Below are 16,902 nucleotides of genomic sequence, written 5' to 3' on the forward strand. Positions count from 1 at the left end.
TTCGTTTCGATCCCGACATGAAGGCATTCTTCACGCGTCTCAAGCAGCAAGGAAAGCCCGGAAAGGTCGCACTTGTCGCCGTCATGCGTAAAATGATCATCATCCTAAATGCTAGAATGCGAGACGCAAACGCAACGGTGCTTGACGCCTAACACCGTTGCTTTTGTTTTATCGCAGGCAAAAGAAAAGGGGCGCTGGTGCGCCCCTTTGCTATTGCCAATTGAGTTGCCGTTATTCCTTGATTTCGAAAACGACATTGACCGAAACGTTGTAGCTGTTTTCGCCTGCTGCAACGGGCACTGCATCTTCCGGTGCTGCGGCAGCCATGGTCTTGAACTGTGCGCGAGCGATCGGCATCGGCATGGGTGGGCGGCTCTGCTCGTTGATCTCGACAACGCGACCGATACCTACACCGGCAGCATCGGCAAGCGTCTTCGCCTTGGCGATCGCGTCGGCAACGGCGCGCTTGCGCGCTTCATTGATCGTGGCTGCCGGATTGTCGTTGACGAAATTCAGATCGCCACCCTGATTGACGCCGAGCGTGACGGATTCGTCAAGCACGTTGCCAACCTTGGCCAGATCGCGCACGCGAACCGTCAGGCTGTTTGAAACCGTATAGCCGGTGATGCTTGGTTCTTTGAGGCCGTTCTTGTCGTCCGGATAGACATAGCGCGGCTGGATGCTGATGCCGCCGGTCTGAAGATCGCGATCTTCAATGCCAGCTTTCTTCATGGCTTCGAGTACTTTCGCCATGGCTTCATTGTTTGCGGTCATGGCTTCGCGCGCGGTCTTTGCCTCGCGCAATACGGAGAGATTGAGGATGGCCATATCGGGCGAGGCGGTCATGGTGCCTTCGCCGGTGACGGCGATACGCGCAGGCTGCTTCGTCATCTGATTCTCCTGTGCCAGCGCTGGCAGCGTCAGGGCGCCTGCGAGCATGATTGCAGAAAAGGAGGTTGCAAGAAGAGTGGTAGCGCGGTTGTTCATAAAATCTCCTGTAGAGAAAGTTGAGGCAGCTCTGGCAAAGCTGGTTGCACCGGTGTGGCTGGCCGCTTTGCCTTTGAAATCATTTATTTCTTAAGTTCCCTCTCTTGTCTGAAGCCAACGATATCAGATTCGAAATGCGTGCCAATTGCAACTGTCGGTTCAAATCAGAAGGACCGTGGTTCTAGCGCGGTTCCAGTTAAAGCGGAGTCGCTGGAACCGCTCTAACTATTTGTTTCATCGCATTATCCTACGCAAAACCGCTTCGCGCTTTTGCCGAAAATGCTCTAGGTTGCATGCATCGCAACTGAATATGTGCGCATTAGGGCAACTGATGCATTTGACAGCTTGTGTCCCGGCTTTCTTTAGGGTAGGGCAAGGATGCGTGGGGCCTGTAGCTCAATTGGTTAGAGCCGGCGGCTCATAACCGCTTGGTTGGGGGTTCGAGTCCCTCCGGGCCCACCATTTCCTGTTCTTTAGATTTCCAGATCGTGCTAACGGGACACCGACATTCACCGCATGGCTGTGGGGGTGTTGGTATGAACGTTGGAATTGGAAATCTGGATTCCAACAGGAGGGCATAATGGCTCTTACCGATGCAGCTTGCAGGGCGATCTAAGGCTAGCAACAGCTATACAAACTAAGCGATGCGAGCGGTTTCATCTGCGGTCCGGCAACGGCCTCAATATTCTCTCATATATCATGTCTGTGGAACGATGATCTGTTTGGACAGATCGGCATTTTCGTTTTCATCGCAAACTTTCAACAAATTTTAGCAGTTCGTTAAGAAAATAGTAACGCAATGAAACAATTTTTTAAGTGACGTGAACTGGCAACAAAATGGAGGTTTTGGGCGATGAGAAAAAATGCAACCACCGTTGCGCTGGCATTGGCAGGGTTGGTGGCGAGTTCTCTCGCGGCTTCAGCGAAGACGAGTTATTTGGGTGAATTCCGCGATTGGGGCGTTTACCAGAACACCGAGCTTGCGGGTAACAAATGTTACGCCCTGACTGTGCCGATCAATTTTCATCCGACCGGCGTGCAGCATGGCGACAATTTCGTGATTATTTCCAAGGCAGATGGCCAATATAGCCCGCAATTGGTGATGGGTTATCAGCTTAAGGCCAATAGTTCGGTTAATGTGATGGTGGATGGCGCGCGCTTTCCCTTCTTCACGGAAGGCAATCGCGCCTGGGCGGAAAATGTTGCCGATGAGGCGAAGCTGATGCGCGCTATGCGCTCGGGCAAAACGCTCAATGTGCAGGCGACCTCGGCACGCGGTACGCAGACCCGCTATACGTTTTCCCTGATGGGGTTGTCGGCATCTCTGCAGCGTGTGGATGGCTGCCGGTAACAATTAAAAAAGCCCTGCCAGTTGGCAGGGCTTTCTCTTGAAGGATGCGGCTTTATGAAAGCCAGGTCTGGCGATTATACCAATCGTCCAGATCGGAACGCACCCGGTCCTTCTCTATGCCGTAGCGTTCCTGGATTTTGCCTTCCAACTGCTCGCGCCGACCCTTGATCTGGTCGAGATCGTCATCGGTGAGTTTACCCCACTGTTCCTTGATCTTGCCCTTGGCCTGTTTCCAGTTTCCTTCAACGCGATTCCAGTCCATTGGTTGGTCCTCCGTTCTGGGTTGGTTATGATTAACTAACGCAACGGAGCGCGATTGGTTCAGCTAAAAATTGCAGAACCTGCTTAAAGACCGAGGAACTTGAAGGGCTCGCTTTCCTTGAAACTGTCGTTGACGACACCATTAAAGGTGTTGGTCTGATTGACGCCGAGGTCTAGTTTCTTGACCTTGCCGGTCTCTGGCGAAAAGTCGATGTCCTTCAGGTCAATCCAGAAGACATTGGGCGTCAAAGCGGATTCGAAGAAATAGAGCTTGCGCTTCTGGTCGGCCACGGTCCGCCAGCGCGTCGAAGAAATGTTCGGCTGGTCCGGTGTCGTCAAGCCAAAAGGTACCGAGGTATTCCGGATGACGCTGAACACACTGGCAATCGACTCGACCGGGTCTTCGGTTTTTGGAACGGCGTTTACGTAGAACGATGCGCGCGCGAAGCGATCAGACGCGCGATTGGTGCCGGGCAGCATGACAGTGCCGCCAATCTGGGTCCAGTAGGAGTTGAGCGCCAGCTGCTCGTCATAGGTCGGTGAGTTGGTCATCACCTGATATTGCTTGCCGTGATGGATCACCTGCTTGCCGTTGATATATTCGATGACCGCGCTGTCGCCAGTAGAATCGGATATCGCCAGATGCAACGTGGCCAGCCTGTCTTCGCCGGGGACTTTGTCCGTCACGATGGTGAAAGGCTCTGTGCGGAGCGTTTTGACCGCCTCATCGACCGTGGCAAAGTTATCGAGCACATATTGCGCCCATGCCGCGATGCTGAGGCCCGGCGTGGTACCGTCATATTTCGGATATTCGGATTCGACCAGCCACAGGGCGCCGACGGAAAGTCCAGCTTCATTCAGCCCGTCTGTCGTGGAAATATCGTAACCGGAGGCGATGACGCTGCCATATTTGGACGTCCACTGGAGCGAGTTCTTGCCCGCCTCGCCGGAACGTTTCATGCCGCGTGGAAAAATCCAGAGATTGGTTGCAACATCCACTTTCCAATCCATGGATCGGGCGGTCATCACCTGATCGCTGGCCCCGTGATAAACGAAACGCGTGCAGGCTTCGGCAATCGGTGCGGCAAGCATGCTGCCTGCAACGAGTGCTGTGGTGCAGATGCTGGAAAAAGACCGTTTCAAAATCGGCATGGATCGTCCCCTCTGTGATGCCCGGTAGTCTCGCGAGCAGAATGCCCTCACAACGCGATATAAGGCAGTGGCTATAAGTGGAAAGGCAGGCGCGCGGGTTTTAACGCTCGCCCATATATCCGCGCTGCTTCCATTGCTGGAGCGGCATGATGTCTGGCGGTCCGCCGCCTGCCTCATACCAGGAATCGACGGCCCATTTCTGCCCCTGTTTGTCTTCGATGACGGCAGTCCAGTGCGGATAACGACCGTCGAAAAAGGCACCGCGCGATGTGCGGCGCGCGACCGTGTGATGCTTCAGCCAGCCACGTGATTGCAGATAGCGCAGGAAGTTATCGGTATTGGTCGATTCATCGATGCAATCCATCTGACCCTTGATGCGGGCCTTGCCGAACTGCATTCTCGGCTTGTCCCGGACGCCGATAAAGGCCGTGCTGCGCTGCTCGAAGATCGCAACTGCCGTTCGCAATGCCTTCCGCTCGCCGTCCGCGCTGCGACTGCCATTGTGCAGAAGGTTTCGGATGCGCTGCTCGTCCTTCGCAGTCAGCGTAACCTTGGTCCGATAATGGCATTCATAACCGTGGCAGACGCTGAAGGTCTGCGCCGAAGCCTGTCCGACCGGCAACACTAAACCTATGAGGGCACCAGCGCCCAGCAGTTTCATCAAATCGCTGCTCCGCATTCCAACTGTTTGTTTTGAACACCGCATCTTGTCCGAAGACCGTTTCACATTTTTCGGGATGCTCTCTTAAGAGATTTTCCTGCAATTTCAGCAAGATAAAATAGATCGAATCTCCCGGCATCTTAACCGTGCTTGTGGCTGGTGAAAAGGAGCGACGGTTCAAGGCGTTCCAGCCCCTGATAGGGATTGGCATGGATTGCAAGAATCCAGAGACAGAAAGAGGCAGTGAGCGAATAGATGACGAGCGCCTTCACGCCAGCCCGCACGCGGTCCGCATGGGTGGCGGCGATGGTTATTGCTGTCAGAAATGTCAGCGAGAGCACGAGATACCATTTGTAATAGTCGATTGAGGTCGATCCGACGGCCAGGCGCGTATTGCGTGCGTCCTGCAACTCATCGAAGTCGTTGATAAGCTGCGAGATAACAGGTGAGGGTACGTCGGTGCGCGCCAGATTGATGATCTCGCGTCTTATGTTCTGCAGCGCGGTTTCGACGGAACCCGCCGGCTCGACATTGATCTTATCGCGCCATTCGTCGTCGATGACGGCAAGGCGATAGCCGGTAAGAGCCGCCGTAAGTTCGGGCGCGTTCAATATGTCTGTATGGGAGGTTCCGATCAGGCGGGAAATGGCGGAACGTTCTTCGCTGATCGCCTGATCAGCCCGGGAATTGACGCTCCAGATATCGGCGGCGACAAAGCCGAGCGATAAGGCCCAGGCCGTTGCAATGGTGCTGATAAACGCACCGATCGGAATAGATAGGACGTCGCTGGCTGCATGCCTGGACAGCATGTCGAGCGCGAAACGCCCAACTGCATAGAACACAATTCCGAGTATCGCGAAGGCTGCAAAAGAAAGATAGATCGGCAACTCGAAGATATAAGTCATTCATCCCCCCACTTGATATCGAACCTATTATTATCGGAAGTAGTTGAATTTTACTTAGAGTGCGTTTCGATCTGATTGAAACAGATCGGGCTCTAACTTTTTGTTTTTACGCACATCTTATTCGAAAGCTGTTTCACCCTTTTCGGGATGTGCTTTAGAACGGATCAACGGGCATGAATAACAAAAGCCCGCCGGTTTTGCCGGCGGGCCAAACAAATGAAAATAATTTTGTCGCGAATTAGAACGAGACGGAGAAACCGACGACCGGCCCATGCTGGGTCACGTCATATTTGAACTTCTCGACCGTATCGCTGTCTTTGTAATCCTGATAGAGCGCCCGATAGCCGACGCGAAATGTTGTCGGGACGTCAAAGACGAGCGTGCGGTAACCGAGATAAATCTGACCGTTGGCGCTGAGTTTGGTTCCAGCCCCGAAACCGCCGATGTCGGCTTCCGCGAAAATGTTCCACCGGTCATTGATGTCATAGAAGACGCGCGTACCGACGAATGGATCAGTCCATTCCACCTTGCGCGATCCGCTGAAACGGCCAACTTCCAGCCCGGCTTCCAGCTTTGTCCAGCGAACGCCGACTGTCGGTTCAATCGCGAAAACGCGCTGGTTTCCGAAGAGTGTCGTTCCTTCGAGCTGCTGTTCATAGATACGATAGTAAGCACCGCCTGACAGGCTCGTCGTCTTGATGTCGAGCGCAAGCTCGTTGTCGCGAAGGCTCTCCTTCTGACTGGTCTTGACGTACTGTCCGTCTATGAAAAAGCCAACCGTTCCGTTGCTGATATCGACATTGCCCATGAGGCCCATATCGAGATTGTCGAGAATCTCACTGAACGGCATATGCACATCGGTGCTGTGCCCGAGCAGTCCGGCACTACCGTTGAGCGATGCACCCCAGAGATAAGGGCTGACGACCACGCGCCAGCGCTGCTGATCCTGAATTTCTGGTTGTGGCGTTACTGCATCTGCGGCCAGCGATACTGCTGATGCGCCTATTAAAACAGTTGATGCTAATATAATACTTCTGGCAACTTTTAGCAGTAAATTCCCGCTATGGTTACGTGATCTTCCGTCTTTCACCGAAAAAACCCCCTCGGTTATGTATTAGCAATTTCGATAATACATTAGATTCAAATCTTTCTCCATATATATGTTAATCATTCGGGGAAATAAACTGGAAATTGATACTTATATTAAGGTTTGTTCTGTTGACTTTCATTGGGGGTAGCCATTTATTTGCGATGGGAGCCGCACCTCCGTCCTCTTCGAGGCGAGGTGGGGAAGTTAGTTTGGCAATTTTAAAAATGACAAATCGTGGAGTAACGAGGTCATCATGAAAACGAAACAGTCTATCTGGAAGTCGTCGCGCCGGATGTTTGCGCGGGGCGCCGCAACGGCTCTCATCGCAGCAGCTCTGATCGCTCCTCAGGCAGCATCCGCATGCACCAGCTTCGTTCTCCCGACGAGCGACGGCGGCATGGTCTACGGGCGCACGATGGAATTCGCGTTCGAACTCAAGTCCGATATGATTGTCGTTCCGCGAAACTATGCTTTCACGGCAACTGCTGCCGATGCGAAGCCCGGCAAGCAGTGGAAGAGCAAATATGCCGTGATCGGCATGAACGCTTTTGGCATCCCGGCTCTGACGGATGGCATGAATGAAAAGGGGCTTGCTGGCGGAATTCTCTATTTCCCGGATTTCGCCAAGTTTCAGGACCCTTCCACAGCAAAGGCTGAAGACAGTCTCGCCCCGTGGGATGTGTTGAGCTGGGCGCTGACCAATTTCTCGACTGTAGCCGAAGTGAAGGATGCGCTTGCCAGCATTGCCGTGATCGATGTCAAACAACCCAATATGGGCTTTGCGCCGCCAGTTCATTATACGCTGCACGATGCGACCGGTGCATCGATCGTCATCGAGCCCGTTGATGGCAAGCTGAAGGTTTATGACAATCCGCTCGGCGTGATGACGAATTCGCCTCCCTTCGACTGGCATATGACCAATCTGCGCAATTACGTTCACCTGTCGCCAGACAACAACAAGCCTCTTACGGTCAACGGTGCTACGTTCAAGCCGTTGGGCGAAGGTTCCGGTATGCTGGGCGTCCCCGGTGATACGACGCCTCCGTCAAGGTTCGTTCGCGCAACGGCTTTCGTCCTGTCGGCAGCCAAGGTGCCGAGTGGTACGCAAAGCGTTCGTCTGGCAGAGCATATCGCCAATAATTTCGACATTCCCAAAGGCTGGATTGTGGAACCCGGAGCACCGCTTGAATACACGCAGTGGACGACCATTGCTGACATGAAAAACATGACTTACTACGTGAAGACCTATGATGATCAGGTTCTGCGTGGCGCGGCGTTCAAGGATTATGATCTTGATGCCAAGGACATGGTGACGATCAAGATGCAGCCGCGGCTGGACCCTCCGGCGCTGACCGACAAGTAAGTCTTTTCGGGAATTGAAAGCTTGGAGCCCCGATCTGATTGAACCGGATCGGCGCTCTATATGTTTGTACCGTCGCTTTCAGGGTGAACCCTTGAAAGGACGGCCTCTGCTACGGCACGTCGTCGGAAGCAGTCGGGCCGCCTTCATTTTCCAGGTTGGCGATGCGCCGCGTTTCCGACCGGTTGAATTTCAGGCGTACGCCAGCACCACCGCCGTTTTCCGGGATGAACAGCGCTCCGGCTTTTTCCAGTGCTTCGGTCAATGCCGCTGTCTGTTCGTCCGATGGCGTGCCGAGCTTGCGTTCAAATTGCTCGATTGTCGCAGCGTCGATGCCGGATAGTTGAGCCAAACGGTCGCGCGAGAATTCCACGAGGGCTCTGGCTGCACGGCATTGAGGTCCGGTTATCATCGTCTGGTTCTCCCCTTGCAGTTATTACGAAAGACAAATGCTGGAAATGCTCTCTCCGTTTGTTTTCAAGCATGTCTTTATCCCGAAACGGATTCCCATTTTCGGGAGGCATGCTCTAATGATGATCGGAGTTGCCACCCTTCTTGCCCACGCCGTTGATGATCGTTTCGAGCAGCCAGGGCTTATGGTCGATTATATCGGAAAGCTCCTGCAGACCTATTTGCGAACCGGCTTCCTTCAGCAGCGCGTTGGCTACCGAGGCCGACCCGTTCTTGCCATCAAGTGCCATGCGATGCGCCCGTCTGATCAGAAGTTCCGGCTGTGAAAAACTGCTCTCGGCAAGTCTTTTTTCTATTCGTCGCTGTAGCTCTTCCGGAGCAATCATTTGTTGAATTCCCTTATTCCTGAAGGGCACGCAACCGATAGCGGTTTGCCACCCACACTATGAATTTATGTTGAGGTAAAGTTTTTGCCACGTGACAATTCGTACAAATCTGACGTTTTGGCAGATTTTACTGTGAGGGCGATCCGCTGGAATTATGCGGTCGTTCTACTTTAGTATCACGGAATAGTAACGAAATATTTCAGCACATCAAATCCGCAAAGAAGCCAAATTATTGCCACGCTTTCTCTTGTTTGCATCTGATGGCCTACTTACATAGCCGATACGCCTTGGCGGGAAGAGCAGTGGTCAGGTAGAGCGTGCGACGGGAAGCGGATTTCGCTTCGCGGGAAGTAGCGCTGTAGCGACCAGTGCCTGTTTCCGTTTGATAACAATAATAATTCGATGGTTTGCAATGGCCACTCTTCGATACTTTATCTGGCCCATGGTTTTCACCGTATTGGGTCTCGCAGGTGCTCTCTGGCTCGGCTACGAAATGACCGGCACCTTTGGGGGAATGGTCTCCGTCTTCATCATCTGTGCGGTTCTGAGCGTTCTCGAAATTTCGCTTTCTTTCGATAACGCCATCGTCAATGCGCGCATCCTGCGCGACATGACGCCGGAATGGCAGCATCGCTTCCTGACCTGGGGCATCGTGATTGCCGTTTTCGGCATGCGCATCATTTTCCCGCTGGCTATCGTTGCGGTTGCCATGTGGACCGATCCGATCTCGGCACTGAAACTTGCGATCTGGCAGCCGGACGAATATGCCCGCGTGATTGCGGATTCGCATACGGGTATCGCGGCCTTTGGCGGTACGTTTCTGCTGATGGTCGGCATGAAGTATTTCTTCGATGTCGAGAAGGATGTGCACTGGATCAAGGCCATCGAAAGCCGCATGTCGAAGTTCGCTTCGGTGCAGGGGGTGGAGATCGGTGTCGCAATCGCTCTCATCATCTTCTTCTCCTATCAACTGGATGCCGAGCATTCGCACACATTCCTGATTGCGGCCCTGTTCGGTCTTCTGACCTTCCTCGCTGTCGAAGGACTGGGCGAGGTTCTGGATGCGACGCAGGAGCAGATGGATATGGTTCATCGCGGTGGCCTGGGCGCCTTCATCTATCTTGAAGTGCTGGATGCCAGCTTCTCGTTCGACGGTGTTATCGGCGCGTTCGCGCTGACCACGAACCTGTTCATCATCGCCATTGGTCTTGGTATCGGCGCATTCTATGTGCGTTCGCTCACCATCATGCTTGTCGAGCGCAAGACGCTCGGCCAGTACCGTTATCTCGAACACGGCGCGTTCTATGCGATCCTGGTTCTGGCGGTCATCATGTATGTCCAGACGCTGGTACATATCCCGGAAGTCATTACAGGCCTTATCGGTGCGGCTTTGATTGGTCTCTCGTTCATGTCTTCGCTGCGCTACAACCGGCTCAATCCGAACTGGCAGGAAGAAGCCGAAGAGGTCACAGGGCATTAAACGTGCGCAGTGTCGTTGGATCACAGGGGCAGCTTCGGCTGCCCTTTTTGTTGGCCTTGACCGAATCGCCGGAGTTGAGGACGATTACCGGAGGCGAGTGACATCGCTTTCATGCCGCAGATCGTTTTCAGGGATCATGATCGGCACGCTGCGGGCAATTCGGGGAAAGGGGATTTCCATGGTCGTAACACGTTTGAGCAAAACCGCCTTTGTGGCGGCGATAGCCTTTTTCGCAACGCTGGTTTCATTCGGTAACATCACCGATTACGACACCAATTTCGGGTTTGTGCAGCATGTTCTGATGATGGACACGATCTTTCCCGATGCCACGATCAAATATCGCGCCATCGATAATCCGATGCTGCATAATGCAGCCTATATTCTCATCATTGCGGCGGAAACGCTAACGGCGATCCTGTGCTGGATCGGGGCCTTTGCCATGCTTGGCCGTCTGACCGACCGGGCCGTGAGTTTCAACCGCTCCAAGAAATGGGCCATTGCCGGTCTCGCGCTCGGCTTTCTGGTCTGGCAGGTCGGCTTCATGTCGGTCGGCGGGGAATGGTTCGGCATGTGGATGTCGCAAACCTGGAACGGGATTGAATCCGCGTTCCGGTTCTTCATCACCATTATTGCGGTGCTGATCTTTGTCGCTATGCCGGACGGCGAGTTAGAGTAGATGCGATGTTGAGGCAGGCTCGTCGATCAATTCGACGCCAGCCTGTTTCATTTTTTGCAGCATGATGTCCATCGAGCCGTTGAGGTTGATGCCACGGCATGCATCCAGACGGACCCGCACCTGAAAGCCTTCTGCAACGGCGTCGAGCGCCGAATAAGCGACGCAGAAGTCGGTGGCCAGCCCGACCAGTGTGAGCGAACCGATATCGCGTTCGCGCAAATATCCGCCAAGACCGGTCGGCGTTTTATGGTCGTTTTCGAAGAATGTCGAATAGCTGTCTATGCCGATGCGAAAGCCTTTGCGAATGACGAGTTGTGCCCGCGTCCATTGCAGGTCAGCGTGAAAATCCGCGCCATGACTGCCTTGCACGCAATGGTCGGGCCAAAGCGTCTGCAGGCCATAGGCCATTTCGATCGTATCGAAAGGCTTGGCGTGGGCATGAGTCGAGGCGAAGCTTGAATGATTGGCGGGGTGCCAGTCCTGCGTGAGGATGACGTGTTCGCTTTCATTGATCAGTCGGTTGACGGTGGGAATGATTTCGTCGCCGCGATCAACCGCCAGCGCACCGCCGGGGCAAAAATCATTCTGGACGTCGACAACCACAAGTGCATGACTGATCATGGAATACTCGCTTTGCTTATTTCATAACCGACTATAGCCAGACAGAGTTCGTGAGACCAGCAATAAGCCGCGTTCTGGTATAACATCGGGAACAGTGCTACGGACGATTCCAATCAGGAACCAGACAGGAAGCGATCATGACAGACGTAATCGTCCGCGACAGCAATGGCACTCAGTTGAACGACGGCGATTCCGTCACGCTCATCAAGGACTTGAAGGTCAAGGGCACCTCCACGACGCTGAAGCGAGGAACGCTGGTCAAGGGCATTCGCCTTACCGGAAATCCGGACGAAGTCGATTGCAGCACCAAGCAGGTCAAGGGACTGGTTCTGCGAACCGAATTCCTGAAGAAAGCCTGACTTTTTAGATTGTAATCTTGTTCCGAAAACTTTTCGGAATGCGATTCAATCAGGCGTCAATCTCCACGCGACCGCGCGGGCGGCTGCAGCAGGCGAGGATATAGCCCTCGGCGATTTCATCGTCGCGAATGCCGCCATTGTGGTTCATTTCGGTTTCGCCGCCGAGGCACTTCACCTTGCAGGTGCCACAGATTCCGAACTCGCAGGCGCTCGGAATCTTGAGGCCGCCATTGCGGGCGGCAAGCAGGATCGTGTCGTTTTCCGTGCATTCGACTTCCACGCCGGAGAGGCTGAAGACAACGCTGGCCGCAGCAATAGCCGGGGCGGCGGGTGCTGCCGCAGTGCTCGCCGGTTCGGAGAGCGTGGATGGCACCGGAACCGACGAAATCTCGCTGGCCGGATTAAAGCTCTCCTGATGGTAGTTGGCCATGTTGAAGCCAGCGTCTTCCAGCAGGCCGCGTACACCGTTCATGAACGGTTCCGGTCCACAGCAGAACACCTTGCGATGCAGGAAATCGGGCGCTAGCAGTTCAAGCCGGGCACGGTCGATGCGCCCATGCAGGCCCGGCCAGACATGGCGTGCCGATGATTGCTCGACAATGAAGGCCACATGCATGGCTTCCATGCGACCGGCAAGCAATTCAAGTTCACGGCGGAAAATGATGTCATCCGGCGTGCGCGCGCAATTGATGAAGGCGACGTCGGTTGCCGGTGCGCAGTCGAAGAGCCAACGCGTCATGGAGACCATTGGCGTGATGCCGGAACCGGCGGAGACGAAGAGATATTTTTCGCCCGGATGGTTGGCAAGCGAGAAATCGCCGTTCGGCCCGTAAGCCTTGATCTTCATCGGCGGACGCAGATTGTCGAGCATCCAGCGCGTGCCGATACTGTCCTTCTGCGCCTTTACGGTGACGGAGATATGGTAGGGACGGGACGGGGTCGAGGAAAGCGTATAGGTCCGTAGCACCGGCCCCAAACCGTCAGCCCGTTCAATAGGCAGTTCCAGAGTGACGAACTGGCCCGGCGTATAGCGAAACCAGTTGTCCTCGGCGGTCTTGAAGGAGAAGGTCATGACGTCTGGCGCTTCTTCGATGGCCGAGATGCATTCCAGCATCTGCAACCTGTCGTTCCACGGCAGCATCTCGTCCAGATATTTCAGAGGCTGCATGGCCTTCTCACTTCTTCAACTGCATTTCAGTAATCAGGCGACGCGGCTGAGCTTTGCCGCTTCGCCACGCAGGCGCGGCGTAATGGTGTTGGTATACCATTCGAGGAACTGCATCACGCCGCCTTCATGTTCGACCGAGTAGGGGCCAGGCTGATAAGCGGGCGAGCGAATGCCAACCGCGTTTTCTTCGACGATCTGCCGGTCCTGGTCATTGGTCTGGATCCAGACATGGGTCAGTTCATCGAGATCGTAATCCACGCCTTCGACGGCATCCTTGTGAACGAGCCATTTGGTGGTGACAAGCGTTTCCTCGGCGCTGATCGGCAGAACGCGGAAGGAAATCGCATGATCCGCCATCAGATGGTTCCAGGTCGACGGATAATTGAACAGCAGCATTGCGCCGATATTCGTGTTGCCAGCCACCTGATCGCTCAAAGGCTTCTTGACGGCCGCCTTGCCGGACATGGTGTAGCTCACCGCGTCGCGCAGAAGCGGAATGCGGGTGATGCGATAGCGTCCATCCTCGGACATGTTGAATTCTGCGGGCAGGCCGACGCTGGCGCAATTCTTCCAGAGCTGGTTGATCTCAGGATCTTCCATCACGCCCTGCACGCCGGTTGCCGAAGGAGCTTCCGGATAGGTGCGGCAGAGTTCCGGATGGTTCGCGGCGCAGTGATAGCACTCACGGTTGTTTTCCCAGACGAGCTTCCAGTTGCCCTTTTCGATGATCGAGCTTTCGAAAGCGACCTTTGCGTCCTTGATATTGTGCGGTGCGAGATAGGGTTCGACCAGATTGCGGAAAGCACCGAAGTCGGGGGCTTCATCGGCGACGCAGACATAGATATAGCCGGCGACGGTTTCGCAATGAACCGGCTTCAGGCCGTATTCGGCTGGCTTGAAGTCAGGGCCGACCTGACGCGCGAAGAGCAGGCGTCCGTCCAGCTCATAGGTCCACTGGTGATAAGGGCATACGAGCTTTGCCGCGGTTCCCTTTTCAGCAGCGCAAATGCGCGAGCCGCGATGGCGGCAGGAATTGTGGAAAGCGCGAATGCCGCCCTGCGCATCGCGAACGATGACGACCGGATACGCGCCGATTTGTACGGTCATATAGGAACCGGTCTTCGGCAGCTCGCAATCATGGCCGACAAACAGCCAGTCCTTGTAGAAAATATTCTCCAGATCCAGCTTGTGATATTCTGGATCGGTGTAGAATTTTTGCTCCAGGCTGAAATTGGGGTCGCGCCCGGTCAACAGCCCCAGCATTTCGTTGCGAACGTCCATAGAATTGAACCCTTGCTTTCCATCTTGGATCTGCCTTCTGCTGTTCTCCCAGCGACTATGGCTCGATCCGGTGTTCCCTTTGTCTTCCGGAAGCACGGCTTATCCCGTTATCTCAATGGCTTGCCCACATCTCCCGAGGTCTGTGAACTGGCTTCCGTTATTCTGATTCAATCACTGAACTATTCTAAACGCGCATTGGGATGCGACATGGTTTTCGCGTAAAGACGACACGCCAAAATGTCGCTTTTGCGGCGTGATCGGATCGTCGCAAATGTGTGTTACAACCGCCTTCGGAGCGTTTCCGGGATTGCAAATTGGTTTAAAAGCCAGTTACCACGTCTACCACGTCCCAATCTGTTTCATTCCATGGGAGGCTCGGTGGCCATGAAACGTTCTGAAATCAACGAAATCATCCGCGAAAGCGACGCTTTCATTCGCTCTTTCGGCTATGTCATGCCGCCTTTTGCTTACTGGTCGCCCGAGGAATTGAAGGCGCGGACCTCTTCGGATGCGCATGCTATTCGCGACGCGCGCCTTGGCTGGGATATCACCGACTACGGGCAGGGCAAATTTGCCGATCTCGGCCTGTTTCTCTTCACCACGCGAAATGGCAATGCCGAGGACCTCAAGCGCGGCGGCGGCATGCTTTATGCTGAAAAGATCATGATCTCGCGCAAGAACCAGCTTTCTCCGATGCACCGCCATGTGGTGAAGGCCGAAGACATCATCAATCGTGGTGGCGGCACACTGGTGCTGGAACTGTTCAACTCGCTGCCGGATGGCAGTGTGGATGAAGAAACCGACGTGACTGTCGCAACCGATGGACGCCTTGTGACGCAGAAGGCTGGTGCTCATCTGAAGCTGCAACCGGGCGAAAGCGTGACGCTGCTGCCCGGCAACTGGCATGCTTTCTGGGGCGAGGGCGGCGATGTGCTGATTGGCGAGGTTTCGACTGTCAACGACGATCTGACGGATAATATTTTCCGCGAGCCGATCGGCCGTTTTTCGAATATCGAAGAAAACGAGAAGCCGCTACATCTCCTGGTGTCCGACTACGACAAATGGCTGTAAGCCTGCCGATATTTCGGTTCTGGCTGCCTGCAAATGGAGTTGTTTGACGCTTCCGGTCTGCATGTAACTTTAAGTGAACGGCTTCCCGGTTCTCTAACGCCGTCATTTCCGGCAAACCGGGGCCGGGAAGCTCAACAGGCTCTCGCGAAGGCAAACTGAAGGACTGAACATATGAAGCTGGCGATGATCGGAACGGGCTACGTGGGTCTGGTTTCGGGTGTGTGTTTTGCCGAATTCGGCTTTCACGTCACCTGCGTTGACAAGAACCCATCGATCATCGAACGGCTGAAGGCCGGGAAGGTCACCATCTTCGAACCGGGGCTCGATGAACTGATGACCCGCAATATTCGCGATGGCCGGCTGGAGTTCAGTACCGATCTTCCGGCAAGTGTCGCGGACGCCGACGTCATCTTCATCGCTGTCGGCACGCCATCCCGTCGCGGTGATGGCGAGGCGGACCTGCAATATATTGAAGCGGCTGCGGATGAAATTGCCGCCGCCATGAAGCCCGGTGCCGTGGTCGTTATCAAGTCGACGGTCGTGGTCGGCACCAATGCGCGCATACGCGACCGCATCAAGGCGGCCAATCCGGGGGTGTCATTCTCGATGGTGTCCAATCCGGAATTCCTGCGGGAAGGCTCGGCAATCGAGGATTTCATGCGACCCGACCGTGTTGTCGTCGGAGTGGAAGACGAGCGCGGCAGAACTGCGATGCAGCGCCTCTATCGTCCGCTTTACCTGCGTGAAACGCCGATGGTCGTCACGTCGTTGGAAAATGCGGAAATCATCAAATATGCGGCCAATGCCTTTCTGGCCATGAAGGTAACATTCATCAACGAGGTTGCCGACCTTTGCGAGAAGACTGGCGGCAATGTGCAGGAAGTTGCGCGCGCCATTGGTATGGACAATCGCATCGGCTCGAAATTCCTGCATGCCGGTCCGGGCTTCGGTGGTTCGTGCTTCCCCAAAGACACACGTGCCTTCGCTGCAACCGGCAAGAAATATGCTGCGCCGCAATCGCTGATCGAGCAGGTGATTGCAGTCAATGAAACACGCAAACAGTTGATGGCCGAACGGATCGTGACTGCTGCCAAGCAAAACGGTGCGGATACGGTTGCTGTTCTGGGCGTCGCCTTCAAGCCGAACACCGATGATATCCGCGAGTCTCCTGCGCTCGACATTATCGCGGCCATTCAGAAGGCAGGGATCAAGGTTCAGGCGCATGATCCTGAAGCCATGGACGCTGCCAGGGCGGTGCTGCCCAATGTTATCTGGTGCAATTCGGCCTATGAAGCGGCGAAGGGCGCAGGTGTTGTTGCCCTGCTGACCGAATGGAACGCTTATCGCGCGCTCGATCTGAAACGGGTGGCCAATGTCATGGCCGGAAATGTTCTGATCGATCTGCGCAATGTCTACAAGGCAGAAGACATTGCAGGCACCGGCCTTGATTATCGTTCGGTCGGCCGGACGCTCCGGGCCTGACTATTGGTCTGATTCCGACATTTGCATCCCTCGGATATGAGCGCTGAGCAAATGTCGGAATCAAAAGGTCCACTAGGGTCCAGACTCAATTGATCCACCATGTGACGATGGCGGCGATGTAGCAGGTTGCTGCGAAGTTAATCATGAGCTTGTCATATCGTGTCGCGACACGCCTCCAGTCCTTGAGGCGGCAGAAGGTG

General features: G+C 54.7%; 18 protein-coding genes, 1 tRNA gene and 2 pseudogenes. 9 read left to right on the forward strand and 12 right to left on the reverse strand.

Annotation, left to right across the window (positions count from 1 at the left end; translation table 11 throughout):
* Positions 1 to 152 (forward strand): annotated as a pseudogene (locus F9K91_RS26485) (IS110 family transposase); the annotation flags it as partial.
* 79 nt (positions 153 to 231) lie between these two features.
* Here the strand turns inward: F9K91_RS26485 and F9K91_RS24355 are convergent.
* Positions 232 to 987, reverse strand: coding sequence for an SIMPL domain-containing protein (locus F9K91_RS24355; protein ID WP_061345967.1), 756 nt, complete (start codon positions 985 to 987; stop codon positions 232 to 234).
* A gap of 385 nt (positions 988 to 1,372) precedes the next feature.
* On the opposite strand from F9K91_RS24355, the gene F9K91_RS24360 reads away from it, so the two are divergent.
* Together F9K91_RS24360 and F9K91_RS24365 are read left to right on the forward strand one after the other, a co-directional pair.
* Positions 1,373 to 1,449 (forward strand) — tRNA-Ile (locus tag F9K91_RS24360).
* A gap of 391 nt (positions 1,450 to 1,840) precedes the next feature.
* A complete protein-coding gene (locus F9K91_RS24365; RefSeq protein WP_061345968.1) occupies positions 1,841 to 2,338 on the forward strand; it encodes an invasion associated locus B family protein in 498 nt (165 codons plus the stop codon).
* Positions 2,339 to 2,390: 52 nt separating this feature from the next.
* Here F9K91_RS24365 and F9K91_RS24370 read toward each other — a convergent pair whose 3' ends face one another.
* The 5 genes from F9K91_RS24370 to F9K91_RS24390 form a co-directional block, all read right to left on the reverse strand.
* Complete coding sequence (locus tag F9K91_RS24370; RefSeq protein ID WP_151558219.1) at positions 2,391 to 2,600, reverse strand: CsbD family protein; 210 nt, start codon at positions 2,598 to 2,600, stop codon at positions 2,391 to 2,393.
* Positions 2,601 to 2,683: 83 nt separating this feature from the next.
* Complete coding sequence (locus F9K91_RS24375) at positions 2,684 to 3,751, reverse strand: linear amide C-N hydrolase (protein ID WP_151558217.1); 1,068 nt, start codon at positions 3,749 to 3,751, stop codon at positions 2,684 to 2,686.
* Positions 3,752 to 3,851: 100 nt separating this feature from the next.
* Positions 3,852 to 4,412 carry a hypothetical protein gene (locus F9K91_RS24380; protein WP_151558254.1) on the reverse strand — a complete coding sequence of 187 codons (561 nt, stop codon included), beginning with the start codon at positions 4,410 to 4,412 and terminating at the stop codon, positions 3,852 to 3,854.
* Positions 4,413 to 4,552: 140 nt separating this feature from the next.
* Complete coding sequence (locus F9K91_RS24385) at positions 4,553 to 5,317, reverse strand: bestrophin-like domain (protein ID WP_061345972.1); 765 nt, start codon at positions 5,315 to 5,317, stop codon at positions 4,553 to 4,555.
* Between the two features lie 238 nt (positions 5,318 to 5,555).
* Entirely contained in the window at positions 5,556 to 6,347 is a 792-nt protein-coding gene (locus F9K91_RS24390) for a hypothetical protein (protein ID WP_412842204.1), read from the reverse strand.
* Positions 6,348 to 6,660: 313 nt separating this feature from the next.
* On the opposite strand from F9K91_RS24390, the gene F9K91_RS24395 reads away from it, so the two are divergent.
* A complete protein-coding gene (locus F9K91_RS24395) occupies positions 6,661 to 7,770 on the forward strand; it encodes a linear amide C-N hydrolase (protein WP_151558213.1) in 1,110 nt (369 codons plus the stop codon).
* Positions 7,771 to 7,879: 109 nt separating this feature from the next.
* Here the strand turns inward: F9K91_RS24395 and F9K91_RS24400 are convergent, their stop codons facing one another.
* Both F9K91_RS24400 and F9K91_RS24405 read right to left on the reverse strand, forming a co-directional pair.
* The gene (locus tag F9K91_RS24400) at positions 7,880 to 8,179 is read right to left on the reverse strand and encodes an XRE family transcriptional regulator (protein ID WP_151558211.1); all 300 of its coding nucleotides are present in this window, start codon (positions 8,177 to 8,179) and stop codon (positions 7,880 to 7,882) included.
* A 115-nt stretch (positions 8,180 to 8,294) separates the two neighbouring features.
* Positions 8,295 to 8,564 carry a hypothetical protein gene (locus F9K91_RS24405; RefSeq protein WP_151558209.1) on the reverse strand — a complete coding sequence of 90 codons (270 nt, stop codon included), beginning with the start codon at positions 8,562 to 8,564 and terminating at the stop codon, positions 8,295 to 8,297.
* Positions 8,565 to 8,976: 412 nt separating this feature from the next.
* On the opposite strand from F9K91_RS24405, the gene F9K91_RS24410 reads away from it, so the two are divergent.
* Both F9K91_RS24410 and F9K91_RS24415 read left to right on the forward strand, forming a co-directional pair.
* Positions 8,977 to 10,044, forward strand: a complete 1,068-nt coding sequence (locus F9K91_RS24410; RefSeq protein ID WP_151558206.1) for a DUF475 domain-containing protein — start codon at positions 8,977 to 8,979, stop codon at positions 10,042 to 10,044.
* Between the two features lie 178 nt (positions 10,045 to 10,222).
* Positions 10,223 to 10,720, forward strand: coding sequence for a DUF2165 family protein (locus F9K91_RS24415; RefSeq protein ID WP_061345978.1), 498 nt, complete (start codon positions 10,223 to 10,225; stop codon positions 10,718 to 10,720).
* Here the strand turns inward: F9K91_RS24415 and pncA are convergent.
* Positions 10,712 to 11,341, reverse strand: coding sequence for a bifunctional nicotinamidase/pyrazinamidase (pncA, locus tag F9K91_RS24420; protein ID WP_151678963.1), 630 nt, complete (start codon positions 11,339 to 11,341; stop codon positions 10,712 to 10,714). The genes F9K91_RS24415 and pncA overlap by 9 nt on opposite strands.
* A gap of 137 nt (positions 11,342 to 11,478) precedes the next feature.
* Between pncA and F9K91_RS24425 the strand changes: the two genes are divergently transcribed.
* Positions 11,479 to 11,700: an alkylphosphonate utilization protein gene (locus tag F9K91_RS24425; RefSeq protein ID WP_010659694.1), complete on the forward strand. Its 222-nt coding sequence runs from the start codon at positions 11,479 to 11,481 to the stop codon at positions 11,698 to 11,700.
* 49 nt (positions 11,701 to 11,749) lie between these two features.
* Here F9K91_RS24425 and F9K91_RS24430 read toward each other — a convergent pair whose 3' ends face one another.
* Both F9K91_RS24430 and F9K91_RS24435 read right to left on the reverse strand, forming a co-directional pair.
* Positions 11,750 to 12,868, reverse strand: a complete 1,119-nt coding sequence (locus F9K91_RS24430; protein ID WP_151558303.1) for an FAD-binding oxidoreductase — start codon at positions 12,866 to 12,868, stop codon at positions 11,750 to 11,752.
* A 33-nt stretch (positions 12,869 to 12,901) separates the two neighbouring features.
* Positions 12,902 to 14,149 (reverse strand): aromatic ring-hydroxylating oxygenase subunit alpha, encoded by a 1,248-nt coding sequence (locus F9K91_RS24435; RefSeq protein WP_151643911.1) that lies wholly within the window; start codon positions 14,147 to 14,149, stop codon positions 12,902 to 12,904.
* 384 nt (positions 14,150 to 14,533) lie between these two features.
* Here F9K91_RS24435 and F9K91_RS24440 point away from each other — a divergent pair, with 384 nt between their 5' ends.
* Both F9K91_RS24440 and F9K91_RS24445 read left to right on the forward strand, forming a co-directional pair.
* Positions 14,534 to 15,220, forward strand: a complete 687-nt coding sequence (locus F9K91_RS24440; RefSeq protein WP_109989518.1) for a D-lyxose/D-mannose family sugar isomerase — start codon at positions 14,534 to 14,536, stop codon at positions 15,218 to 15,220.
* A gap of 171 nt (positions 15,221 to 15,391) precedes the next feature.
* Entirely contained in the window at positions 15,392 to 16,702 is a 1,311-nt protein-coding gene (locus tag F9K91_RS24445) for a UDP-glucose dehydrogenase family protein (RefSeq protein ID WP_151653103.1), read from the forward strand.
* Positions 16,703 to 16,787: 85 nt separating this feature from the next.
* Here F9K91_RS24445 and F9K91_RS24450 read toward each other — a convergent pair.
* A pseudogene (locus F9K91_RS24450) lies at positions 16,788 to 16,902 on the reverse strand (IS5/IS1182 family transposase); the annotation flags it as partial.

It is taken from the genome of Brucella tritici, assembly GCF_008932295.1.
Taxonomy (GTDB): Bacteria; Pseudomonadota; Alphaproteobacteria; order Rhizobiales; family Rhizobiaceae; genus Brucella; species Brucella tritici.